This window comes from Dehalococcoidia bacterium (assembly GCA_035310145.1).
Classification (GTDB): domain Bacteria; phylum Chloroflexota; class Dehalococcoidia; order CAUJGQ01; family CAUJGQ01; genus CALFMN01.
Genome location: DATGEL010000031.1, coordinates 18,903 through 41,373 on the forward strand (window position 1 = coordinate 18,903; position 22,471 = coordinate 41,373).

General features: G+C 69.9%; 28 protein-coding genes. 12 read left to right on the forward strand and 16 right to left on the reverse strand.

All coding sequences use genetic code 11. From position 1 onward, the window contains the following. Nucleotides 1–80: 80 nt before the first annotated feature. From VKV26_05740 to VKV26_05750, 3 genes are all read right to left on the reverse strand, one after another. Nucleotides 81–2,093 (reverse strand): phage holin family protein, encoded by a 2,013-nt coding sequence (locus tag VKV26_05740; GenBank protein ID HLZ69398.1) that lies wholly within the window; start codon nucleotides 2,091–2,093, stop codon nucleotides 81–83. Further along, nucleotides 2,090–2,878 (reverse strand): MBL fold metallo-hydrolase, encoded by a 789-nt coding sequence (locus VKV26_05745; protein HLZ69399.1) that lies wholly within the window; start codon nucleotides 2,876–2,878, stop codon nucleotides 2,090–2,092. Before VKV26_05745 ends, VKV26_05740 begins: the two co-directional genes overlap by 4 nt. An 80-nt stretch (nucleotides 2,879–2,958) precedes the next feature. Next, complete coding sequence (locus VKV26_05750; GenBank protein ID HLZ69400.1) at nucleotides 2,959–3,357, reverse strand: VOC family protein; 399 nt, start codon at nucleotides 3,355–3,357, stop codon at nucleotides 2,959–2,961. Between the two features lie 161 nt (nucleotides 3,358–3,518). Between VKV26_05750 and VKV26_05755 the strand changes: the two genes are divergently transcribed. Next, nucleotides 3,519–3,725 (forward strand): hypothetical protein, encoded by a 207-nt coding sequence (locus VKV26_05755; GenBank protein HLZ69401.1) that lies wholly within the window; start codon nucleotides 3,519–3,521, stop codon nucleotides 3,723–3,725. A 24-nt stretch (nucleotides 3,726–3,749) separates the two neighbouring features. Beyond that, nucleotides 3,750–3,944 carry a rhodanese-like domain-containing protein gene (locus VKV26_05760; GenBank protein ID HLZ69402.1) on the forward strand — a complete coding sequence of 65 codons (195 nt, stop codon included), beginning with the start codon at nucleotides 3,750–3,752 and terminating at the stop codon, nucleotides 3,942–3,944. Between the two features lie 145 nt (nucleotides 3,945–4,089). Here the strand turns inward: VKV26_05760 and VKV26_05765 are convergent, their stop codons facing one another. After that, entirely contained in the window at nucleotides 4,090–5,310 is a 1,221-nt protein-coding gene (locus VKV26_05765; protein ID HLZ69403.1) for a cobalamin-independent methionine synthase II family protein, read from the reverse strand. A 49-nt stretch (nucleotides 5,311–5,359) separates the two neighbouring features. Further along, nucleotides 5,360–6,118 (reverse strand): hypothetical protein, encoded by a 759-nt coding sequence (locus VKV26_05770; protein HLZ69404.1) that lies wholly within the window; start codon nucleotides 6,116–6,118, stop codon nucleotides 5,360–5,362. 313 nt (nucleotides 6,119–6,431) lie between these two features. Between VKV26_05770 and VKV26_05775 the strand changes: the two genes are divergently transcribed. After that, nucleotides 6,432–7,058, forward strand: coding sequence for a nitroreductase family protein (locus VKV26_05775; protein ID HLZ69405.1), 627 nt, complete (start codon nucleotides 6,432–6,434; stop codon nucleotides 7,056–7,058). Between the two features lie 69 nt (nucleotides 7,059–7,127). Further along, nucleotides 7,128–7,619 carry a nuclear transport factor 2 family protein gene (locus tag VKV26_05780; protein ID HLZ69406.1) on the forward strand — a complete coding sequence of 164 codons (492 nt, stop codon included), beginning with the start codon at nucleotides 7,128–7,130 and terminating at the stop codon, nucleotides 7,617–7,619. A gap of 8 nt (nucleotides 7,620–7,627) precedes the next feature. Here VKV26_05780 and VKV26_05785 read toward each other — a convergent pair whose 3' ends face one another. The 4 genes from VKV26_05785 to VKV26_05800 form a co-directional block, all read right to left on the reverse strand. Beyond that, entirely contained in the window at nucleotides 7,628–8,503 is an 876-nt protein-coding gene (locus tag VKV26_05785) for an LLM class F420-dependent oxidoreductase (GenBank protein HLZ69407.1), read from the reverse strand. A gap of 52 nt (nucleotides 8,504–8,555) precedes the next feature. Next, entirely contained in the window at nucleotides 8,556–8,882 is a 327-nt protein-coding gene (locus VKV26_05790; GenBank protein HLZ69408.1) for an EthD domain-containing protein, read from the reverse strand. A gap of 75 nt (nucleotides 8,883–8,957) precedes the next feature. Continuing rightward, the gene (locus tag VKV26_05795) at nucleotides 8,958–10,319 is read right to left on the reverse strand and encodes an alpha/beta hydrolase (protein HLZ69409.1); all 1,362 of its coding nucleotides are present in this window, start codon (nucleotides 10,317–10,319) and stop codon (nucleotides 8,958–8,960) included. A gap of 123 nt (nucleotides 10,320–10,442) precedes the next feature. Beyond that, nucleotides 10,443–12,203 (reverse strand): ABC transporter substrate-binding protein, encoded by a 1,761-nt coding sequence (locus VKV26_05800; GenBank protein HLZ69410.1) that lies wholly within the window; start codon nucleotides 12,201–12,203, stop codon nucleotides 10,443–10,445. Between the two features lie 305 nt (nucleotides 12,204–12,508). On the opposite strand from VKV26_05800, the gene VKV26_05805 reads away from it, so the two are divergent. After that, on the forward strand, nucleotides 12,509–13,384 hold the full coding sequence (locus VKV26_05805; GenBank protein HLZ69411.1) for an alpha/beta hydrolase: 876 nt from the start codon (nucleotides 12,509–12,511) through the stop codon (nucleotides 13,382–13,384). Nucleotides 13,385–13,438: 54 nt separating this feature from the next. On the opposite strand, the gene VKV26_05810 is transcribed toward VKV26_05805, so the two are convergent. Next, entirely contained in the window at nucleotides 13,439–14,323 is an 885-nt protein-coding gene (locus VKV26_05810; GenBank protein HLZ69412.1) for a hypothetical protein, read from the reverse strand. A 192-nt stretch (nucleotides 14,324–14,515) separates the two neighbouring features. On the opposite strand from VKV26_05810, the gene VKV26_05815 reads away from it, so the two are divergent. Beyond that, nucleotides 14,516–15,046 carry a helix-turn-helix transcriptional regulator gene (locus tag VKV26_05815; GenBank protein HLZ69413.1) on the forward strand — a complete coding sequence of 177 codons (531 nt, stop codon included), beginning with the start codon at nucleotides 14,516–14,518 and terminating at the stop codon, nucleotides 15,044–15,046. 65 nt (nucleotides 15,047–15,111) lie between these two features. On the opposite strand, the gene VKV26_05820 is transcribed toward VKV26_05815, so the two are convergent. The 6 genes from VKV26_05820 to VKV26_05845 all read right to left on the reverse strand — a co-directional run bounded on the left by VKV26_05820 (nucleotide 15,112) and on the right by VKV26_05845 (nucleotide 18,421). Then, nucleotides 15,112–15,528, reverse strand: coding sequence for a PIN domain-containing protein (locus VKV26_05820; GenBank protein HLZ69414.1), 417 nt, complete (start codon nucleotides 15,526–15,528; stop codon nucleotides 15,112–15,114). Beyond that, a complete protein-coding gene (locus tag VKV26_05825; protein ID HLZ69415.1) occupies nucleotides 15,525–15,803 on the reverse strand; it encodes an AbrB/MazE/SpoVT family DNA-binding domain-containing protein in 279 nt (92 codons plus the stop codon). The genes VKV26_05820 and VKV26_05825 overlap by 4 nt, the downstream gene beginning before the upstream one ends. 76 nt (nucleotides 15,804–15,879) lie before the next feature. Then, a complete protein-coding gene (locus tag VKV26_05830) occupies nucleotides 15,880–16,809 on the reverse strand; it encodes an acetamidase/formamidase family protein (GenBank protein ID HLZ69416.1) in 930 nt (309 codons plus the stop codon). Nucleotides 16,810–16,970: 161 nt separating this feature from the next. Further along, entirely contained in the window at nucleotides 16,971–17,672 is a 702-nt protein-coding gene (locus VKV26_05835; GenBank protein ID HLZ69417.1) for an HAD-IA family hydrolase, read from the reverse strand. A gap of 10 nt (nucleotides 17,673–17,682) precedes the next feature. After that, nucleotides 17,683–18,219, reverse strand: coding sequence for a PIN domain-containing protein (locus tag VKV26_05840; protein ID HLZ69418.1), 537 nt, complete (start codon nucleotides 18,217–18,219; stop codon nucleotides 17,683–17,685). Next, nucleotides 18,122–18,421 (reverse strand): type II toxin-antitoxin system Phd/YefM family antitoxin, encoded by a 300-nt coding sequence (locus VKV26_05845; GenBank protein ID HLZ69419.1) that lies wholly within the window; start codon nucleotides 18,419–18,421, stop codon nucleotides 18,122–18,124. The genes VKV26_05840 and VKV26_05845 overlap by 98 nt, the downstream gene beginning before the upstream one ends. Before the next feature lie 203 nt (nucleotides 18,422–18,624). Here VKV26_05845 and VKV26_05850 point away from each other — a divergent pair, with 203 nt between their 5' ends. From VKV26_05850 to VKV26_05875, 6 genes are all read left to right on the forward strand, one after another. After that, nucleotides 18,625–18,789, forward strand: coding sequence for a YezD family protein (locus tag VKV26_05850; GenBank protein ID HLZ69420.1), 165 nt, complete (start codon nucleotides 18,625–18,627; stop codon nucleotides 18,787–18,789). A 105-nt stretch (nucleotides 18,790–18,894) separates the two neighbouring features. Continuing rightward, on the forward strand, nucleotides 18,895–19,656 hold the full coding sequence (locus tag VKV26_05855) for a sulfite exporter TauE/SafE family protein (protein ID HLZ69421.1): 762 nt from the start codon (nucleotides 18,895–18,897) through the stop codon (nucleotides 19,654–19,656). 20 nt (nucleotides 19,657–19,676) lie between these two features. Next, nucleotides 19,677–20,399, forward strand: a complete 723-nt coding sequence (locus VKV26_05860) for a phosphoadenylyl-sulfate reductase (GenBank protein HLZ69422.1) — start codon at nucleotides 19,677–19,679, stop codon at nucleotides 20,397–20,399. Between the two features lie 131 nt (nucleotides 20,400–20,530). Beyond that, nucleotides 20,531–21,085 carry an adenylyl-sulfate kinase gene (gene cysC / locus VKV26_05865; protein HLZ69423.1) on the forward strand — a complete coding sequence of 185 codons (555 nt, stop codon included), beginning with the start codon at nucleotides 20,531–20,533 and terminating at the stop codon, nucleotides 21,083–21,085. After that, nucleotides 21,082–22,266: a sulfate adenylyltransferase gene (sat, locus tag VKV26_05870; GenBank protein HLZ69424.1), complete on the forward strand. Its 1,185-nt coding sequence runs from the start codon at nucleotides 21,082–21,084 to the stop codon at nucleotides 22,264–22,266. Before cysC ends, sat begins: the two co-directional genes overlap by 4 nt. Beyond that, the gene (locus VKV26_05875; protein HLZ69425.1) at nucleotides 22,263–22,409 is read left to right on the forward strand and encodes a hypothetical protein; all 147 of its coding nucleotides are present in this window, start codon (nucleotides 22,263–22,265) and stop codon (nucleotides 22,407–22,409) included. Before sat ends, VKV26_05875 begins: the two co-directional genes overlap by 4 nt. Nucleotides 22,410–22,471: the final 62 nt, after the last annotated feature.

Genomic DNA, 22,471 nt, shown 5'->3' on the forward strand with positions numbered 1-22,471 from the left:
TCACCCTATTTCCTGTTTCCTCTGTTCTCTTTCCTCGCACAGGGCATTGCGGTTGCTCGCGCTGGCGCCCGACGCCGACGCTATGCGCCCGGCGTCGCTCCTGCAACGAAGCGGCTGAGGAAGTCGTGCATCGCCTCCGCGCCGAAGATGCGCGGGTCATCGGCCGTCCACGCGCTCGGGAAGAGCAGGAACGGCCGCGTTTGCAGGCCGCCGGCGCCGCCGTGGCAGCCGATCAACTCCTCGAAGGCGGCTACCTGGCCGCTCTCCGCGTCAAGGCTGCTGTTGATGACGATGTCGCCGGCGTTCGTGAAGGTTGAGAGGCGGCGCAGACTGTCCGCCGTGCTTGGCTCGAAGCCGGCGAGCGGGTCCGTGCCCGTGATCGTGCCGTCGTCGAGCCGCCGCACGCCGTGCTTGCCGAGCACCAGGGCGCCGCGCGTCTGCGAGAGCACGAGCAGGAAGCCGATGTCCTCGTGCTGGATCAGGCCCTCGATCAGGCCGGGGTAGGCGGCCTCGATCGCCTCCAGGCTGAGCCGCCCGGGCTTGTCGCTGAAGTAGAGCAGCGCCAGGTTGCCGGAGGCGCAGACGATCGTTTTGCCGTGCGCCTCGGCCTCGCGCATTTCGGCGTCCGGGCCGAGGTCCACCATCCCGTCCTCGCCGCCCAGCATGCGGCGGGTGCCCCTGCCCGCCAGCCCCGGCGCCGAGGCGGCCTGGTTGAGCAGGGCGCTCAGCATCGCGTAGCCTTCGCCGGTGCCGCCGGCCATCAGCGCCGAATCTTCGCCTGCAATCAGGCGGTCCACCAGTTCGGCCAGCGTGTAGCCGTGCCGCTGGCGGAAGGTGGCGCCCGTGCTCTGACCATGGTCGGAGAGCAGGACGAACTGGTAGCGCCGAGGCGCCCGCCGGGCCGCGACCGCGAGTGAGCGGAAGACGCGGTCCAGCTTGCGCAGTTCGCCCAGCGCGTCCTCGCTGCTCGGGCCGGAGTGATGCGCGACCTCGTCGTAGCCGAGGAAGTCGCTGTAGCTCACCAGCCGGCCGCTGAACATGTCGTCGACGATCAGATACTCGGCGATGTTGCGCAGCAAGATCGCGCTGGAGGCGCGCAGCAGCGGATAGATGCCGCCGCGGTGCATGTGTGGCTCGACGTGCTTGCGCCGCTGCCGCCACGCCTGCCAGTACTCCAGCACGACCTCCCCGATCATGCCCGCGAACGTGCGGTAGAGGTTGTAGGGATTGATCAGGTAGCCGAGGAAGTCCCGCGGGCTGATTTTCAGGTTGCCCTCGGCGTCGACCAGGCCGGCCTGCGTCATCACCAGGCGCTCGGCCTCGCCGGAGAAGATGTTGCTGTTGCTGGCGCCGTTCTGCCGCAGCAGGCCGTGGCCGGTGGCCTGGCGCTTGTCGATCCAGACGGCGTCCTTCGGATGGTTTGCCACGACGAGCCGCTTCAGATCTTTCTCGTACCAGCGGAAGGCGGGGATGTTGGCGTTGTTGCCGTGCAGAATGCCCGCCTGGCTGCCGGGCGTCATCGAGGGCACGCCGCAGTCCCAGCGCACGAGGCGATGACTGCCCGCCTCCAGCCAACCCTTGAGCGTGGGCAGACGGCCCGCCGCCAGCTCCTGCCGCAGGATCGGCTCGGCCAGGCCGTCGATCTGGATGATGACCGTGCCGGTCTGGCGCAGATCCCCCCGCGGCGCCCGCAGGCGATCGATGCGGCGGATCACGTTGCGGTAGTACGAGTCGTCGTCGTTGATGCTGAGCATCGCCGTGAACAGCGAGTTGAGCAGTGTCAGGCCGAAGGAGAAGAGCAGCGCCGTGACGACGTTGTCGATATGAAACCCGGGCACGAACGCCGCCGCGAGGTAGACGATCAGCACGTTCAGCGCCAGCGTGATCAGCGCGAAGAGCAGCAGGCCGAGGTTGGCGGCGAGGAGCAGGATCAGCGGCCGCACCGAGGCGTTCAGCAAACCGACCGCCAACACCAGCGCCACGCCGCTCTGCCAGCGGTCCACGCGAATGCCCGGCAGCAGCCAGCGCAGGACCAGGAAGGCGACCGCCTCGATCGCCCAGGTCGCCAGGGCACGGAGCAGCAGCTTGATCACGGCGACGGGTCCGCGGGCATGAACAGCGTCTCGCCCGGCTGCAGGACGCGCACGTCTACGTCGGGGGCGCGGCGCCGCGCGTAGGCGGCGAAGCGCAGCGGCGGCCGCGTCAGGAAGTGGTGGCGCCAGCGGCCAAGACCGAGGGGAAACAGGGCGCCCCAGTGGATCGGCACGGCGATCCGCGGCCGGATCAGGGCGAGCGCCTCGGCCGCGCTGCGCGGGTCGAGATGGCCAGCGCCCAGCGTCGGACCCCAGCCCCAGACCGGCAGCAGCGCCACGTCGATCGGGCCGAGGTCAAGCATCTCGGGAAAGAGATCGGTGTCGCCGGCGAAGTAGACGCGACGGCTGCCTGCGACGACGAAGCCGTTGCACTGCGCCGTCGGCCCGAACGGCGGGCGCCAGCCGTGATGCCGGGCCGGCGTGGCGGTCACCTCGACCTCACCGACGCGTGTGACTTCCCCTGCCTCCAGCTCCTGCGTGTGCGGGAATCCACGCCGCCGCAGCAGCCGCCCGGCGCCCGGCGGCACGATCACGGGCACGTCTCTGCCGATCCGCTTGAGGCTGGGGAAGTCGAGGTGATCCTGGTGGATGTGCGAGATCAGCACGGCGTCCGGCGTGTGCCGCAGCGTTGGCGCCTCGAGGGCGTGATGCCGCAGGTGCACCACCCGCCGGCGCAGCAGGGGATCGGTCAGCAGGGTCACGCCGTCGAGGCTCACCGCCAGCGTGGCGTGGCCGAGAAACCGCACCCGCAGCCCGCTGCCTCCCGGTGTGGCGTGGGCCTCCAATCCTCAGTCCCTCTACGAGGAAATAGAAGGGAGGGGTGCGGGCTGCCCGTTCCTCTATTCCCTGTCCCCCATTCCCTGCGTCAAAGGTACTGGATCAGCTCGATGCGCACGTCGACGGGCGCCTTGATGAAGGCGATGCGCATCTTCGGCCCGGCCTGCACCGGGCCGTCCAGCAGCTCGGCGCCGAGTCCCTTCAGCCGCTCGATGTCCGCTTCCAGGTTCGTGGAATCGAAGCCGAAGTGCTCCAGGCCGTGGTGCGGCGTCGCATCGCCGGGGCCGAGCGCCTGGCTGGTGAGCGGACCGGAGATGTTGACGGCCATGCCGCCGTCCTCGCTCTGGCAGCGGATGAAGCGATCGCCGAAGGGAGCGGGGCGCACGGAATCGTCCGCGATCGTGAAGTTAAAGGCACGCACGTACCATTCGGCCGTGGTGCGCGGGTCAGACGACTTCAGATGGATATGATTGATGCGGTACGGCATACGTCCTCCTGCCGGCGGCTGCGCCAGCCCAGCATAGGCCGCGTGGCCGCAAGCCGCTATCCTGAGCGTCGCGCGAACCGGAGTGCGGCCGGCGTCGTGGGGGAAGTCCGGCTGCGCCTGCCAGGCTTTGCCGCACAGCCGATGGGGAAGGAGCAGCAGCCGTGGCGGAGCAGTTGCGTATCGACCCGGCCGACGCGGCGGCGCGCGTCCAGGCGGGCGAGGCGATGATCCTCGACGTGGTGGCGCCGCTGGCCTGGGAGCAGCTCGATCGGGCCGTTCGCGGAGCCGTCCGCATCTCGCCGGACGAACTCGGGGAGCGCTGGCGCGAGCTGCCACGCGACCGCGCGATCATCGCCTACTGCACCTGACCAAGCGAGCACACCAGCGCCAGTGTGGCGCAATTCTTGCGCGAGCAGGGCTACCGGGCGTACGCGTTGCGCGGCGGCTTCGACGCCTGGATCCAGGCCGGTCTGCCCACCGAGCCGAAGGCGGTGGAGTCGGGCCGCCCGCTGCCCGATCTCTGCCCGGATTGTGGCGCCCCGATGAGCAGCCACGTCGGACGGCAGCGCGGCGCCGGCGGGCGGTAAGCGCCTCTGCAGCGGCGCGTGTCGCGGTGAGCGAGCGCCGCTGCCTGCAATCGCCTTCGCCGCGGCGCGCTGCTGCGCATGCCTGACAAGACCGAGCGGCGCGAGCCGGCTCGCGCCGCTGGAACTCATCGCTGGCCGCGGTGTTTCAGCGCCAGAGCCGCTTCGTCGCCAGCGCGGCGCCCTCGGCCAGCGTCTGCAGCTTGGCCCAGGCGAGCTGCGGGTGGATACGGCCGCCCAGGCCGCAGTCGGTGCCGGCGATCACGTTCTCGCGCCCGGCCAGCTTCGCAAACCGCTCGATCCGATCGGCCACGAGCTCGGGGTGCTCGATCACGTTGGTCGCGTGGCTGACCACGCCCGGCATCAGGATCTTGCCCGCCGGCGGTGTGATCTCCTCCCACACCTTCCACTCGTGCTCGTGGCGCACGTTGCCCGCCTCGAACGAGTAGGCGCCCACGTCGATCGCCAGCATCACAGTGACGATGTCGCGCATGGGAATATCGGTCGTGTGCGGGCCGTGCCAGCTGCCCCAGCAAAGATGAAAGCGCAGCCGGTCCTGCGGCAGCCCTTTGAGCGCGTGGTTCAGCGCCTCCACGCGCACCATGCTGAACTTCTGGTAGTCCTCCACGCTCGGCGCCGGCGTGATCATGTCCCAGTTCTCGGCGATGCCCGGGTCGTCCAGTTGCAGGACCAGGCCGGCATCGACGATCGCCCGGTACTCCTCGCGCATGGCGTCGGCGCAGGCGTAGACAAACTCCTCTTCGCTGGCGTAGTAGGTGTTGCCGATGCGCGAGGCGCTGCCCGGCGCGATCGAGGCCATGAAACCCTCTTGCACGCCGGCCGCCGCCAGCGCGGCCTTGAAGTTGGCGATGTCGGTCTTGATCGCTTCTTGACCGGTGTAGGTCAGCGGCCCCGTGCAGACGGGCAGCATCATGCGGCGGCCGCTGCGGGCGCGGGCCGAGACGCCGGAGTCGGGGTCGGCGTAGGCCTCGGCGAAGGCCGTCCAGTCGCGCCGCCTGGCAAACGTGGTGAGGCGCACGTTGCCTGCCTTCGGCGGGTTCTGCGGCACCTCGGTCGAGTCCACCGTCAGGCTGAGGCCGCCGAGCCGCTGGAACGAGTAGCTCCACCAGGCGCCGTAGTCGATCTTCTGGCTCATCGCCTTGCCGTATTCGCCGTCGCCCGGCACGTCGATGCCGATCTGGGCCTGTCGGCGAACGACCTCCGCGGTCGCCTGCTTCACCTCGGCGGCGTAGGCCGCGGGATCGACCGCCTCGCCCTCCTGGCGCCGGCGGTTGAGCTCGACCAGCTCGTTGGGGCGCGGCAGGCTGCCGGCCTGGCTGGTGAGAATGTGCGTGTCGCTGTGCCTCATCGCGCTGTCCCTGCTGCTCGTGATCTGCGCTAGCCCCCGGCCCGGCGTCTCAGCCCGGCTGCTGCTTGCGCCAGGCCTCGTACTCGGCCTGCCGCGACGGCTGCAGCGGGAAGACCTCTTCGACGGAGACGCCCTCCAGCACCTTCATGCGCGAGAAGGCGTCGCGCATGTCCGTCTCGAAGCCCTTCTCCGCCACGTCGGCCGCCAGCGCCTGCGGCACCACGATCACACCCGACGGGTCGCCGACGAGCACGTCGCCGGGCATCACCAGCACGCCGGCGCACTGCACCGGCACGTTCAGGTCCATCGCCACGTGGCGCTCGGGAAAGGAGCCGGCGTTCATGCCGCGGGCGAAGACGGGCAGCTCGACCTCCTGCATCGCCGCCAGGTCGCGGATGGCGCCGTCGGTGACCAGCGCCACGCCGCCGTTGCTGATGATCGTCGCGGCGTAGATGTCGCCCAGCACGCCGGCTCCGAGGTCGCCGCGGGCATCGATCACCACCACTTCGTTCTTGCCCACGCGCTTGAACGTCTCGCGGTGCAGCGAGCCGCGCCCCTGCATCGCCTTGGCGACATCGGCGCGGGTGGGCAGCGTGCGCAGGGTGAAGGCCGTGCCGGCGAAGTTCTGGTGCGCGTTGCGCGGCATCACCTCGCGCATGTAGGTGTTGCGCACGCCGTGCTGGGCCAGCATGCCGGCGATCGTGGTGACCGCGACCTGCTTCAGCTTCGCCAGCACGGCCTCCGGCACGGCGACGGGTTCCAGCGCCATGTCGGCATGTACGGGTGCGTTTCTCGTGCTCGTGGTCATGGTCCGCCCTCCTTATAGTCACGATATAGTCACGATACTCACGATAGCCACGCCCGCGCTCTGCGTCGTACGCGTTTCGGATTCCCGGATGTTCAAAGATAGCTTCCGAGGAAGGAATCAGCGGGCGTGCCTCACGATACTCGCCGGCGCCCGCCTCGGCAACCTGCCGAAGGCGGCGCAGCAGGGCAGTCCGCCGCGCGGCTGCGCCTGCAGCGAGGCAGTTGCGGGCGGCCTCGCAGCGGGCTACAACACTGACGACCGGCGCGGCCGCATCGGGAAGCCCGCGGCCGCCGGCAGACGGAGACGAACGCCCATGGCCGAGATCGAGCTCTTCGAGGCGATCAACAGCCTGCGCCAGATCACCCGTTACACCGCCGAGCCGGTGCCGCGGGAGGCGATCGAGCGGATCATCGAGGCGGCGACCAGGGCGCCCAGCGGCGGCAACCGTCAGCCGTGGGAGTTCATTGCGATCCTGGACCGCGGGCTGATCGAGAAGGTCGGCCGGCTCTACCGCGAGGCGTGGATGGAGGCGCTGGGTGCAACGCCTGCCCCGGATGAATCGCCCGTCTACCGGGCGGCGCGCTACCTGGCCGAGCACATGGCCGAGGTACCGGCGTTGATCCTCGTCTGCGCCGACCACACGCAGGGTTCGGCGCCGTACACGCCCGGAGAGCCGCTGGTGCGCGGGCGCTACGCCTCGTCGATCTGGCTGGCGGTGCAGAATCTCTTCCTCGCCGCGCGAGCGCTGGGGCTGGGGACGCGCCTGACGACGGCGCACCTGCGGCGCGAGGCCGAGATCAAGGCGCTGCTCGCGATTCCCGAGCACGTCGAGACGATGGCGCTCATCCCCGTGGGCTATCCGCGCGGCCGCTTCGGGCCGCCGCTGCGCCGCCCGGCGCGCGAGGTGACCTCGTACAACCGCTACGGCAACCGGGCGTGAGGGCGGCCTTCGCCGCCGCGGCCCTGCCGCTCGCAGCGGCCGGAGGATGAACCTGCGCAGGAGTTCGCAATGAGCATCGAAGAGCAGGTGCAACTGCTGGCCGACCGCGCGGCGATCAGCGACGTGCTGCACCGCTACGCCACCGGCCTGGACATGCGCGACTTCGCCCTCTTGCGCTCGATCTTCACCGACGAGATCGAGATGGACTATTCGTCCATCGGCATGAAGCCGGGGCGTATGATGGCCGACGACTGGGTGGAGAGCGCCCGCGTGCTCTTCGCCGGCTTCGACGCGACGCAGCACCTCAGCGCCAATCACGTGCACGTGATCCGCGGCGACGAGGCGACCTGCACCTCCTACATGCGCGCCGAGCATTTCGTGCTCAACTCCGAGGGCGAGAACTACTACACGATGGGCGGCTGCTACACGAACCGGCTGATCCGCACGCCCGACGGCTGGAAGCTGTGTGGCGTCACGCTGACCGTGACCTGGAACCGCGGCAATCGGCACGTGCTGCGCCTGGCCGCCCGGCGCGGCCGCGAGCGGCTGGGGCTGGCGTAGCGCTGCACTCAGAGCGCGGCGGCCGGCTCGACCACGCTGCGCGCCAGCTCGGCCAGCGAGGCGAGGAGGTCGTCGCCCGTGCGGCCGCGCGCGGCGAGGATCAGCTGGTTCACGCCGGCGCGGCCATACGCCTCGATCGTGGCGGCATCGACGCCGCGCGTGTTCGGCGCAATGCTGACGACGATCTCGCCGAGGCGGCGCCCGCGCTGCTCCAGCAACCCGCCGAGCACCTGCAGCCGCTCGGCCGTCTGCGCGGGATTGAGGCCGTAACCGAACCAGCCATGGCCGATCTCGGCCACGCGGCGCAGCGCGGCATCGCTCTCGCCGCCGAAGTGGATCGGCGGGTGCGGCTGTTGCACGGGCTTCGGGTACTGGCGGCTCGGCGGCAGCCGGTAGTACTCGCCCTCGTAGGACGAGACGGGGTCACACCACAGCCGCCGCATCACTTCAAGATAGGCGCGGGTGCGCTGCGCCCGCTTCGGCCAGGGCACGCCCAGCGCGGCGAACTCCTCTTGCTGCCAGCCGATGCCCACGCCGAAGTCGACGCGGCCGCCGGAGAGATAGTCGAGCGTGGCGACCTCTTTCGCCGTATAGACCGGGTTGCGCTGCGGCACGAGGCAGATGCCCGTGCCCAGGCGGATGCGCGTGGTGGCGCCGGCGATGAAGGAGAGCAGGTTGAACGGCTCGGGCACGGCGGCATCGCTGGCGTTGCGCATGCGTCCGTTCTCGGTGTAGGGATAGTGCGCGGCGTACTCGTCGAAGAGCAGCACATGCTCCGGCGCCCAGATGGAGTGAAAGCCGAGCCGCTCGGCCGTGCGCGCGGCCTCGCTGATGAACGCGGGCGTGGCGTAAGGCCCGAGCGGCACGAAGACGCCGATCTGCATGGCGAAGCCTCCGACTCTGCAGGAGCTGATTGGAGAGAGTGAGACGGCCGGCTCACGCGATCATCACGTTCTCCTGCACGATCACGCTGAAGCGGGTACTGAGGTCGAACAGGTTCTTTTCGTCCTCCAGCACCACCTGGAACTGCGGCGAGCGGCCGGAGGCGCGCATCGCCTCCTCGGATGCGAACCAGACCTCGGCGAAGCCGTCATAGGGCAGCTCGCGGCCGCCGCCCGAGAGGTCGGGCGCAAGGTTGATCACGTAGCGCTTGATCCCCGGCACCTGCGTCGCCATCGCGGCGTGCGGGCCGAGCCAGTAGCGGCCGAACTCCTCGCGCGACATGCCGGGCCGGCGCTTGGCGCCGAAGATCATCTTGTACATCGCTGCTGTCCTCCGCGATCGATCCGCCGCATTGTACATGGAGCGGTTCGCCCTGCGGGTGAGTGACGAACGGCGTCAGCCTGAGAGGGCGCCGGCGAAGGCGGTGATCGCCGCGGCAACGTCGGGCGAGAACGGCAGCGCCACGGCGAGCGAGGGCCGCCCGCCGGGCGGCGCCTCGCGCAGCTCATGGTCCACGTCCGGGAACTCGTCGTCCAGCACGCCGGCGTTGCCCGCCGCCTGGAAGCCGGCGAGCAGATGCTGGATGTCGCCGTCGTCCACGTTCAGATCGAGGGCGCCGTGCAGCAGCAGCACCGGCAGGGCCGGCGGCAGCGCCGCCGCGATCAGCGCCGGATCGTAGCCGTCCTCGGTCTGGAGGAAGGGGCCGGCGCCCGGCGGAAACAGCGAGGCGCGCAGTTGCGCCTCGTCGGCGAAGGCGTCCGGCGGCACGGTGCCGTCCTGGCGGATGCTGGCGATGGTGCGGTCCAGGTCGGCGATCAGGGCGTCGTGCCTCGCCTGGGAGATCGCGCCGGAGGCCAGCGCCGCATCCGCCTGCGCGACGATCTGCCGCCGCAGCACGTCCAGGATGCGCCGGCCAAGCGGCGCCGCCAGCAGCAGGGCGGCCGGCGGCGTCTGCGCCTGCCGCTGCTGCGCGACGAGCAGGGCGAAGAGCGCCCCTTCGCTGTGGCCGGCGGGCAGCAGGCGCGAAGCGTCGATCTCGGGCCGCGCCGCGAGCGTGTCCCAGGCCGCCAGCGCCTCCGCCACGAAGCCGTCGAAGCCGAAGTCCGTGGGCGCGTGCCCGGCGGTGCCGGTCTTGCCCGCGCCGAACTTGTCGTAGCGCAGCGAAGCGACGCCGGCGCCGGCGAGCGCCCTGGCGATGCCGGCGAGTGTGTTGACCTGTACGGAGAGCAGCGGGCTGTTGCCGTTGCGGTCGGTGGGGCCGCTGCCGGCGATCAGCAGCGCCGCCGGCGCGTTGGTCACGCCGGCCGGCAGCAGCAGCGTGCCGTACAGCGTGTCGCCGTTGCTCTGGAACTGCACTTCCTGCTCGTCCGGCGCCAGCGCGTAGTCGAGCTGCAGGAGCCGCAGGCTGGCGATGCGCCCCTGATCGTCGAGCGCGACGCGCACCCGCACCGTGCCGCCGGCGAACTGCACGAGAAAGCTGCCGTCGTCCTGCGCCTGCACGGCCCGAAATGCGCCGAACAGCCCGTGCAGCCCGCCGAACTGCTGCTGGATCTGCGCCGGGCTTGCCGATTGCAGCACCGCGGGGCTGAACCAGCTCGGGTCGATCGGCGCGGCGCCGAACAGCCGCTCCAGCGCCTGCTGCGGCGTGAGCGCCTGCGCCTCAGCGGCTGTCACCGCCTGCATGCCTCCCAGCGCCGCGGCCGCCGCCAGCGTCGCCGCCGTTGCCAGAAGCCGCCGCCGTGAAACGCCCGCCGCCATCGTCCATCCTCGCCAGCGTCTCCTGCCACGATAGTACCGCGGCAGCGGCGGAGAAGCGCACACATGCGCACGGGGCGCCCGTGCGGACGCCCCGTGCTTTGCCGGCAGACGGCGGGGCGGCGCTCAGGTTCCGCGCCACGCCTTCATCAAATGCGTGTAGGGGAACCAGGCCGTGGGCCGGTAGTTCTGGACGTCGGGCGCCCAGAAGTAGGTGCGCGTGTCCGTGCTCCAGAAGATCTGGTACTGCTGCGCGGCCATGATGTCCTCGATCTGCGCCAGCGTCTTCTTGCGCTCGTTCAGGTCGAACTGGCCGCGCTGCTTATCGATCAGCGCGTTGAGCTGCTGGTCGTTGATGTAGCTCAGGTTGATGCGGGCGCGCCCGCCGCTGCCCCAGTAGTAGGCGTCGGTCACGAAGTCCAGCCAGTACGGGATCGCGCGGGGGCTGTGGCCCACGCCCTCGAAGTTGCCCTGGTACGTCGTGCTGATGTACTGCGAGTAGGGCTGCTGGATGTCCTGCACCGAGACGCCGAGGTCCTTTTTCCACTGCGCCTGTGTCAGCGACGAAGTATCGACGTACGCCTGCGTGTACACCGAGGCGTCGGCGTGGCTCCACTGGAAGGAGAGGTTGGAGACGCCGGCCGCGGTCATGAGTTGCTTCGCCGCCTGCGGGTCGTGATTCCAGTATTTGGCCGAGTCGCCCAGCTCCTTCACCGGCCGGGTGATACCGCTGAGGGCGACGTACATCGCCTGGTCCTCGACGCCCTCGCCCTTGGTGATCGCGTCGCGGATCGCCTTGCGGTCGATCGCCATCGAGAGCGCCTGCCGCACGCGCACGTCGCTGAAGGGAGCCTTATCCGTGCGCAGGTAGACGTAGCCCGCGGGGCCGTTGGTGAAGTCGTGCTTCGCGTCGGGCCGCTGCTTCAGCAGCTGGTCGCGATCGTCCGGCAGGAACAGCCAGGTCGCGTCCACCGACTTCGAGGAGAAGTCGGCCACGCGCTTGGCGGTGTCGGTGGTGATGAAGCACTTGACGTCGTCCAGGTACGGATAGGGCTTGTCGTAGTAGTCGGGGTTCTTCTTGTAGCTGAGGCTGACGCCGGTCTGGTACTCGCTGTGGATGAAGGGACCGCTGCCCACCATCTTGGTCGCGGCGGCGTCGGTCTCGGCGTGCTCCTTGGGCGAGATGTAGCTGGCGAGATTACCGCCGGCGATCGCCACGAAGTCGGCGTAGGGGAACTTGAGCTTGAAGGTGATCGTCTGCTTGTCCGGCGTTTGCATCGAGTCCAGGAACAGCCAGAGCGACTTGTGCACGGACTTATCGAAGTTCTTGTAACGGTCGATCGCGTACTGCACGTCCTCGGAGGTGAGATCGCGGCCGTTGGTTGGCGCCACGTTTTGCCACTTGATCCCCGGCTTCAGCTTCACCGTGATCGTGGTCGGATCGGTGACTTCGGGCAGCGCCTGCGCCAGGTCCGGCTCCATCGAAGGGTCGGCGGGTTCGACGTCGGGCGTGCCGGCGCGGAAACGGAACAGCTTGCTGTAGGTCATGCTGTTCATGCCGGAGCAGAGGTAGCTGGTTTGCGTGTACGGATCCAGCGATGGCGGCGGACTGGGGATATGGAAGGAGAGCGAGCCGCCCGGCTTCGGCTGCTTCGCGCTTGCCGCGGTTGCGCTCTGGGCGCCCGTCGCCGCCGCGGCGCTGGCGGCCGGCTGGGATGCGGCGGCGGCCGCCTTCGTCGCCGCGCTGTTGGTGGTTGCTTTGCTGGAGCTGTTGTTCCCTCCTCCGCAGGCGACGAGGAACGCCGTCCCGCCGCCGAAGACGAGCACACGCCGGCGCGAGACGCGCCGTGCCGCAGCGTGCCTGGACCAGTAGTTGCGCTCCTCCATCAGGTAATGCCTCCCTCTCCATGCCTGGCCGACGCCGCGCGGGCCGCACTTGCCGTGAGCGCGCCGGCCAGGAATGCCGGTCCACCTGCTGAGCAGGATTGCCCGCGACTGTAGCACCGACGGACAAAAAGTCAACGCCTGCTGATTCGTATCCACAGGATTGCCGCGATGGTTGCGATCTGAAACGCGCTCGCACCGGGTAAAGCGTCGCGGAATCGGCGCGGCGGGAGCAGGCACGGCCCTCGCGGGACCGGCTATGCTGACCGGGCCGGTCATTCGGCGATCTTGCGACGGAGCAGGCAGCCATGTTCGACGGCTTTCAGCGGCGCCGCATCGAGGCCAACGGCGTCACGATCAACCTGGTCACGGCCGGCAGCGGGCCGCCGTTGCTGCTGCTGCACGGCTATCCGCAGACGCACGCCATGTGGCACCGCGTCGCTCCGGGGCTGGCAGAAGACTTCACCGTCGTCGTGCCCGACCTGCGCGGCTACGGCGCCAGCGAGAAGCCGCCGGGCGGCGGTGACCATGCCGTCTACACCAAACGCACGATGGCGCTCGACCAGGTGGAGGTGATGCGGGCGCTGGGCTTTCCCCGGTTCCGCGTGGCCGGGCACGACCGCGGCGCCCGCGTGGCCTACCGCATGGCGCTCGACCACCCGGCGGTGGTGGAGAAGCTCGCCGTGCTCGACATCGTTCCGACCTACACGATGTTCGCCGGCGTAACCAAGGCGTTCGCCATGGGCACCTATCACTGGTTTTTCCTGGCGCAGCCGTTCGATCTTCCCGAGCACCTGATCGGCGGCGACCCGGAGTATTTCATCCGCAACACGCTCTCGCGCTGGAGCGGCAACCTCGACGCCTTCGCACCGGAGGCGCTGCACGAATACATCGACGCCTTCCGCGGCCCGGCCTGCATCCACGCCACCTGCGAGGATTACCGCGCCGGCGCCACGCTCGACACGGAGTACGACGCGGCCGACCTGGGCAAGCGTAAGATCGTCTGCCCGCTGCTGGCGCTGTGGGGCAACAAGGGTGGGCGCTGGAGCGATCGGGACGTGCTCGCGGTCTGGCGCGACTGGGCCGACGACGTGCAGGGCCGGCCGATCGCCAGCGGCCACTTCCTGGCGGAAGAGGCGCCCGACGAGACGTACTCTGCCCTGCGCGAGTTCCTGCGGGCCTGACACCACGCCGGCATGCGGCCGGACCAACTCGCTGTGCCAGCGCTTCGAGCCGAATCAGTCCGGCGCCGTCTGCGCCCGCGACGAGCGTTGTCCCTCGCTCTCCCGGTTGGCGCGGCCGCCGAAGGGCGCCCAGCGTCCGCCCTCTCCGGGCGCAAACAGCGGCCGGTCCTGCTCGTATTCGAGCCCCCAGCGCAAGGCCTCGGCGGCTTTTGCCACCTCGCGGCCGATGTAGGCCGCGTGCGAGATCTCCGAGATCAGCCCTTCACGCACCAGCGTGTGACAGATCGCCTCCGCGTCGCTGCCCACCACGGCCGATTGGTAGCGCCGGTCGGCGCGGTAGTGATCGACAACGATCTCTCCCGTCTCGCGCCGGATGCCGACGAGGAACAGCCCCGCGGGATCGAGCGTAAGCTCGCCCATGCGGTTCGGTGTGGCGGCCAGCGCCTCCGGGAACGGGTGGCGCAGGCCGGCTCCCCAGGGGCCGGGACCGCGGGCCTGCAGTTGGCGCGCCGTGGCCAGGATCCTCTCCACGCTCGTCTCGCCGATCAGCGGCACCAGCTCGACCTGCTGCTGGAAGGCCAGGAGCTCTTCAGCGGTGAGGTTGTGAAGATACGGCTGATAGCCGCTGACGTCCGCGATGCGGTGGTCGGCGTCAAACCCCTTGTCGTGGAGCGCCGCGATGCCGCGCGAGATCTGCGTCGAGGTGTCGTCGCCGCAGAGCAGCAGGAAGCGGATGGCCGGGTTGGCGATGATGTTCCAGACCAGCTTTTCCAGGCCCAGGTTCAGCGTATACAGGCGGCCGACGATCGCGATCTCGTCCCGCGCTCCGATCGCGTCCACCAGGTCCGAGGAGGCGAGCGTGCAGACGGCGACACTGCGGCCGGGGTTGCCGACGATGTACCGCCCGCCGATCACCGGCCAGCGAAGCGGCGTGCTCACGGATGCAGGCTCGTGCGCTGCCATTTCACATCCCTTTTTCGATTCGCCGCCCGCGTCACCCGTGGCAGAGCAACGGGCGATCGAGCGGGCCGCCCGCCGTGCACCGGCCATGACGAGCGCACCATAACTAATCAACATCAACCAGTCAATATCGACTAGAATGACACGAGAATTGAGGAGTGTGCGGGCGCGGTGACCGATGACGACGAGCTGTTGCTGCTGGGGGCGCTCTCCGATGCGGCGATGCACGGGTACGAGCTGAACGCGCGCCTGCAGCGCTGGCAGGCGTATCTGCCCGGCGCGCCCCGGCCTTCGACGGCCTACGCGCGGCTGGAGCAACTGGCGCGCCAGGGGCTGGTACAGACGCACGCGGAGCGGCCCGGGCGCTACGGGGAGCGGCGGGTGTACGGGCTGACCGAGGCCGGCCGCGCGCTCCTGCGGGGGCTGCTGCGCGCGGCGCTGCCGGACCCTGCCCGCCCCGTCGAACGGCCGGCGCTCTTCCTGCGGGCGCTGCCACCGGACGAATGGCGGGCGCTTCTGCGTGAACGGCTCAGCAAGCTGGATGGTCCGCGCACGGAGCTGCAGGCCCTCGTCGACTCGCACAGTCCCCTGATCCCGGTGCACTGGCTTTCGCGCCTGCGCCTCGGCCAGATCGAGACGGAGCGGCGCTGGATTGAAACGCTGCTCACCGAGGCCACGATCGCGCCGGGCGACGGCGCGTAATCGCGCTGAGCCGCCCGCGGGCTGCCAGAATGCCACGCCCGGCGTCTCATGGACCCGCGCCGGATTTACTGCGGATCGCGGCGCGTGATGCCGGGAATGCGGTCGAAGTCGCGGTCGAAGCTGACCACCGCCGCGGTGCCGGTGCGCTCCATGTGCGCGGCGATCAGCGCATCTTCAAAATCAACGTTGTGCGCTTCGTAGAGTTCGAGGGCGCGGAGATATGTGCCCTTATGCGCGATGCTCACTCCGGGAAACGCCAATACCCCGGCGAGAAAGGTGCGAATTGCGGGCCGAGGAAGATGATAGCGCCGCGGAGAACTGAGGACGTACACGACCTCCGCGATCGTGGCTTCGGTAAGCTCGGCGACCTCCTCGCCGAGCTCCAGCCGGCGCAAATACCGTTGACAGCGGGTGGCTCGAGCCAGATCGTCTTGCGTGATCGTGCGGACCAGGATGTTCGCGTCAAGGTACGGATCCGTCACTCTTCGTCATCCAGCGAGGCGAGTTGGCGCGCGAACCGCTCGGCTCGCTCATCGCGAACCTCGGCCTCGATCTCTTTCCAGGTTCGCGGCGGATTCAACGCCGGCGCGTACATGAAGTACTTGTCGAGCACGGACTCGTACTTCTCGATATGGACGCCGTGCTCATCGCGCGTGAAGCGAACCCGATCCTTCGGGCCGAGGCCGAGCGCCTTGCGGATCTCGATCGGGATCGTCACCTGGCCCTTGGGGCTGACCCGGCTGGTCATCGTGCGCATGGTGCCGCCCGCCTTCCCTTCCCCAACCAAGAGGGTACAACCACGATCCTCCTGGTTGTACTGAGAGTAGCAGGTTTTACCCGAAGACGCTCTTCGGCAGCAGGGCGCTGACCACCCAGTTCGGCGCGTCCACCACCTCGCTCACGCGCAGATCCACGGCCACGGAGCAGAGCATGTACGCCTGCTCGCGCGTGAAGCCGTGCCGCTCCACCAGGTAGGCGATCATGTGGCGCGTGGCCTGCCGCGCCGCCTCCAGCAGGTCGGGCGAGTGGCCCGTCGTCGCGTAGTAGCCGGCGGTGATGGCGCGCGGCGAAAGCGGGCCGGCCGTCTCGTACTGCAGCTCGGCCGGCGCGGCGCCTTTGCGCAGGCTGAAGCGCAGCGTGGCCGTCATTTCGCACTCGATCGCCGTCACGCAGACCTCGCCATCGCCCTGCGCCGCGTGGCCGTCGCCGCAGGAAAAAAGCGCGCCGGGCACGAGCACCGGCAGCCAGAGTTTCGTACCGGAGGTGAGCTGCTTGACGTCGACGTTGCCGGCGTTGCGCCGCGGCGGCATCGTGCTGAAGCTGCCCGGCTCGGCCAGCGCCACGCCCATCACGCCCAGGAACGGCTCCTTGGGGATGTGGACGCCCCGCACGAACGGGGCCGGGTCCTGCGTCAGATCCCAGTGAAAGAGCGCCGGCTCCAGAAAATCCTCCGGCAGCAGGCCGACGCCGGGCGCGATGATCGTGTAGCCCCAGGGGCCGGTCTCCAGCGCCAGCACCTCGATCTCCAGCGCGTCGCCGGGCTCGGCGCCGCGCACGAAGACCGGACCGCTGAGCGGATGCCCGGGCGCCCGCGGCCGCGACAGCGCCTCGGCCAGCGTCACCGGCGGCTTGTTGCGGCCGTCGGAGGAGTCGCGCGTCTGGAAGACGACCGTGTCGCCGGGGTCGATCGCCAGCAGCGGCGGTAGGCTGTTATCCCAGGCGTGGTGAACGCGCTCGGCGGAGAGGTGGTGCGTGCGGCTCATCGCCAACTTCCTGCCGGCACGGCAGGCGTGCCGCGCCACGGTCTCGCTGCAGCCGGAAAAACCAGGGAATGGGGAGCGCGTCCGCAGCGTAGCACGCCGCGCACGCGAGCAGCGCGCCGAGATGGATACGACACGCGGGCGATTATGGATGGATCGTGTTGCTAGCCGTCGAGCAGCCGTTCGACCTCACCGAGCGCCGAGAGCCACGCTCCGCCGTAGCTAACCGGCGGACCGTCGCGGGCGATCAGCACCGCGCCGAGACCGGCGGCGCGGGCGCCATCCACGTACTCCGGCTCGTCATCCACGAACAGCAGTTGCCGCGGCGGCAACCCGATCTCTCGCGCGGCAAGCTCGAAGATCGCGGCGTCGGGCTTGAGGCAGCCGGCGCAGGCCGAGATCACGAACGAATCGAAGCAGTCACGCAGGCCGAGCCGGCGGTACTTGCCCTCAAGCGAGGGCCAGGCGTTCGAGATCAGCCCCAGCCGCAGGCCGCGGGCGCGCACGGCCTCGATCGCGGTGCGGGCATCGGGAAAGGGCTCGAACTCGCACTCGGCGATGTGCGCCCCGGCCAGCGCGGCAAGCAGCGCCGGCGCTGGCTTCGCCAGGCTCAGCCCGCGGATCACGATGCGGTAGTACTCGCGGAACTGCGCCCGCTCCTCGTCTTCGCTGCTGAGGCGGTGGTTGGCGTCCAGGTAGGCCATGCCGGACCGGTGCGCCTCGGCGTAGCGCTCCCATGGCAGATCGCCAAGGCCGTGCGCCTCGACGATGCGGCGCACGTGCGGGTACGGCCACCAGCCCGCGGTCAGCGGCCGCATCAGCGTGCCGCCGGAGTCAAAGATCACGCCCGCAATCGCCTGCTGCACTGCTTCCGCCCTACGCATCGGAGCCAGGGTGCAACCCGCCGGACAGGATGGCAAGGAACCGCGCGGGCCGCACGATCGCCACGTCAGCGTAGCGCCCCAACGCCAACACCGCCGTGTCGCCCGTCACGATGTAGTCGGCCCGGCCGGTAATGGCCGCTTCGAGCAGGGCATGATCGGCCGGATCGGGCAGCACTCCACTGATGTGCGTCGTTGGCACGACCTCGATCGCCACGGCGCGGTAGCCGCCGATGAAGGCGGCAAGCGCCTGTGGTGTCCAACCGAGGCGGCGGATGATGCGCGGGCGCGCCAGCACGCTGGCGAGTTCCCCGTGAGATCTGGAGAGGTGATCGGGGCAAAGGCGCCGTGGCGTGCCGCGCGCAGCACGTCTCCGGGCGGACTCTCCCGCTTCAGAACGCCGCTGACAACGCTGTTCGTATCGAGCACCGCTCTCACGTGCCGGCCGCGCCCCCGGCAGCGTGCCGGTTTCCGCGAACCTCGGCGATCGCTGCCTGGACGTCGGCTTCGATTTCAGCGAGCGACGCGGCATACTGGCGCTCCTGCGCCTCCTCGACCAGCTTCCAAAAGCGCTCGCGCTCATGCCTCAGCGCGTCGTACCGCTCCGCGGGGATCAGGACGGCCATCGGTTTGCCGGCGCGCTCGATCACAATCTCATCATCGCGATAGAACACCCCTTCCAGCAGCTCGCCCAGCCGCTGGCGCGCCTCGACCGCCGATACCCTGCGCTGCATCGCCAACCTCCGCATGGCCTCTCGACCATATCGATCAGTATGATCATAGCAGGCGCCGCGTGGCGGCGTGCAGCCGTAACGGGCACAGCCGCGCGATCGCCGGCCCCGCCTCGGCTTGACAGGCGCGGACGGCGCATTCTAGACTTCGAGAAACTGGATTAGATCAGTCAAGAAAGTCAACAATGACGGGCGGGGCGCGGGCGGTGAGCCAGATCTCCCTCGAAGCGGCGACGGCGGACGAGCTGCGCGTGCTGCGCGAGGTGCTGGCCGCGATCCGCGCCGTGCAGCACGGCACCGTTTCGCTGATCCTCCAGGACCGCCGCGTGGTGCAGATCGACCGCACGGAGAAACGCCGCCTCGTGAGCTGACGGGTACGGCAAACTGACGACCGGCTGACCGGACAACCGGAGGCCCGCCTCAAGCGAGGCGGGCCTTTCGCTGCGCCGCCGGCCGGCGCCGCCAGAGCAGGATGCATGGAACTCGGCCTGATCTTCGTCGGCTTTCTCGTGGGCGGCCTGATCGGCGCCTCGGGCATGGGCGGCGGCTCGCTGCTGGCGCCGTTGCTGATCGGCGTCGTCGGCGTCGGGCCGCTGCAGGCCGTCAGCACCGACTTCGTCTTCTCCGCCGCGACCAAGGCGCTGGGCGGCTGGCGCCACTGGCGGCTGGGCGGCGTCGAGTGGCCGCTGGTGCTGCGCTTGCTCTGCGCCAGCGGACCGGGCGTGGTGGCCGGCGTGGCGCTGCTGCACTGGCTCGGACGCGGCAACCGGGCGCTGACGGACGGCTTCGTGATGCACACACTCGGCGTGGCGCTGATCTGCGCCGCCGCGGCCACGGTCTGGCAGGCGCTGCGGCCCGCGCAGCGTCCCGTACTGGCTGCCGGCGGCGAGCCGCGCTGGGCGCTGCTGCTGCCCGCCGGCTTCGTGCTGGGGTTGCTGGTCGGCGTGACTTCGGTCGGCAGCGGCAGCCTCTTCCTGGTGCTGCTCACGGCCTCCTCGCCGCTGCCGCTGCGCCGCGCCGTGGGCACGGACGTGGCGCACGCGGCCCTGCTCACCGGCATCGGCGCCGTCGCGCATCTTTCGGCCGGCGCCGTCGATCTGCGCCTCTCGCTCAACCTGATCGCCGGTTCGCTGCCGGGCGTGTGGCTGGGCAGCAGCCTGCCGGCGCGGCTGCCGCGGCGGGCGCTCTCCGGCGTCGTCGCCTCGGTGCTTGCCGTCAGCGGCCTGCGCTTTCTGTAGCCACCCCTGGAGAAACTGCCATGACCATCACCGCAACCGCCCGTCCCGACGAAGCGCAGCTTGCCGCCCTCAATGCCCGCTTCGCCGGCGCCGAGCCGCAGGAGCTGATCGCCTGGGCGGCCGCGCAGTATCCCGGCAAGCTGGCGATCTCCTGCTCCTTCGGCGGGCCGAGCGGCATGGCGTTGCTCGACCTCGCCCTGCAGGTCGACCGTGCCATGCCCGTGATCTACGTGGACACCGACTACCTCTTCCCCGAGACCTACGCCACGGTGCGGGCCGTCGAATCCCGCTATGGCATCACGCCGCTCGCGTTTCGTTCGACGCTGACGCCGCGGACGCAGGAGCTGCTGCACGGCCCGGCGCTCTGGGAACGCGATCCCGATGCCTGCTGCGCCATGCGCAAAGTGGCGCCGATGCGCGAGGCGCTCGCGCATTTCTCGGCCTACCTCACCGGGCTGCGCCGCGACCAGGCCAGCACCCGCCGCGAGACGCCGCTTGTGCAGTGGGATGCGCAGTTCGGCGTGTTGAAGCTCAACCCGCTCGCCGCTTGGAGCGAGGCCGCGGTCTGGGCCCACATCGCCATGCACAACCTGCCCTACAACTCGCTGCACGACCGCGGCTACCCCAGCATCGGCTGCACCAACTGCACCCGCGCCGTGCAGCCGGGCGAGGACGCCCGCGCCGGCCGCTGGAGCGGCAGCGACAAGATCGAATGCGGCCTGCACGTAGGGAATAGTGGTTAGGGAAGAGGGAACAGGGAATAGACGGGTGGCTCTCCGCTCCTTCAAAACAACCCATACCTCACTTCCCCCCTCTCCAGACACTGGAGAGGGGGCCAGGGGGTGAGGCGACAAGGAGGCAACAAGGAGGCGACATGGCGACGGCAATCCCCGGTTTCACCCTCTGGCTCACCGGGCTTTCGGGCGCGGGCAAATCGACGCTGGCCGAGTACCTGGCGCCGCGGCTGCGCGAGCGCGGTGTGCCCGTCGAGGTGCTCGACGGCGACGAAGTCCGCACCAACCTGAGCAAGGGCCTCGGTTTCTCCCGCGAGGACCGCGACACCAACATCCGTCGCATCGGCTACGTGGCGAAGCTGCTCTCGCGTAACGGCGTCGGCGTGATCAGCGCCGCGATCTCGCCCTACCGCGAGGTGCGCGACGAGGTGCGCGGCACGATCCCCAACTTTGTCGAGGTCTTCGTGCGCTGCCCGCTGGACGAGCTGGTGCGGCGCGATGTGAAGGGCCTGTACGCGAGGGCGCTGCGCGGTGAGATCGCCAACTTCACCGGCGTCACCGACCCCTACGAGGAGCCGCTCGCCGCCGAGGTCGTCGTGGACTCCTCGCTCGAAACCGTCGAGCAGAGCGCGGCGCGGATCCTGGAGACGCTCGAAGCGCTGGGCTATGTCGAGCGCGCGGAGGTGGCGGCATGACGGCGCTCGTAGAACTCCCGGCGTCCGCGAGCCCCTTGCAGGTGCGGCGGGCGACGCCGGCGCAGGCCGCGGCCCTGCGCGAGCGGCTGCCCGGCCTGCCGCGGCTGGCGATCGACGCGCGGCGGCTGAACGACATCGAGCTTTTGGCGATCGGCGGCTTCAGCCCGCTGCGCGGCTTCATGGGCGAGGCCGACTACCGCGCCGTGGTGCGCACCCTGCACCTGGCGGACGGCGCCCCGTTCCCGATGCCGGTGGTGTTGCCGGTGAGTGAGGACGAGGTCACGCGGCTGCCGGCGCGGGGCGAGGTTGCCCTGACCTTCGGCGGCGAGATCGTGGCCGTGCTCGACCTGACCGAGCGCTTCCGCTACGACGCGCGGGAGGAGGCGCGGCTGGTCTACCGCACGGAAGAAGCGGCGCATCCCGGCGTCGCCGCCGTCTACGCGCAGGGGCCGTGGCTGCTGGGCGGAGAGCTGACGGTGCTGGAGCTGCCCGCGCAGCCGTTCGCCGAGTTCCGCCTCACGCCGGAGCAGAGCCGCGCCGAGTTCGCGGCGCGCGGCTGGCAAACGGTCGTCGGCTTCCAGACGCGCAACCCCGTGCACCGCGCCCACGAATACATCCAGAAGTGCGCCCTGGAGATCGTGGACGGCCTCTTCCTGCATCCGCTGGTGGGTGAGACGAAGGGCGACGATGTGCCCGCCGCCGTGCGCATGCAGTGCTACCAGGCGCTGCTGCAGCACTACTATCCGCGTGAGCGCGTGCTGCTGGCGGTGAACCCGGCGGCGATGCGCTACGCCGGCCCGCGCGAGGCGGTGCTGCACGCCGTGGTGCGGCGCAACTACGGCTGCACGCACTTCATCGTCGGGCGCGACCACGCCGGCGTGGGCAATTACTACGGCACGTACGACGCGCAGCGCATCTTCCGCGAGGAGTTTCGGCCGGGCGAGCTGGGTATCGCGACCCTGAACTTCGAGCACACCTTCTACTGCCACGCCTGCGCCGGCATGGCCAGCGCCAAGACCTGCCCGCACGCTGCCGAGGCGCACGTCACCCTCTCCGGCACACGCGTGCGGCAACTGCTCGCCGCGGGCGAGGCGCCGCCGCCGGAGTTCAGCCGGCCCGAAGTCGCACGGATCCTGATCGCGGCCTACCGCGCGCCGGCGGCGGCGGAGGCCGCCTCGTGAGCACCAGGCCCGCGATCCGCTGCGCCCCGGCCCGGCCGCACGGCAGAGCGCGCCGTTCAACGCCGCTGCGTGACCGCCTGCACCGCCTCTGGCAGTTCATCCGCAGCAACGAGCTGCGCGGCCTGGACGACGTGCCGTTCTGAGCGAACCGGCCGCTTTGCGCCGTCGAAGACGAGGCTGCCAACGCCGGAGATTGCGGCCGCGC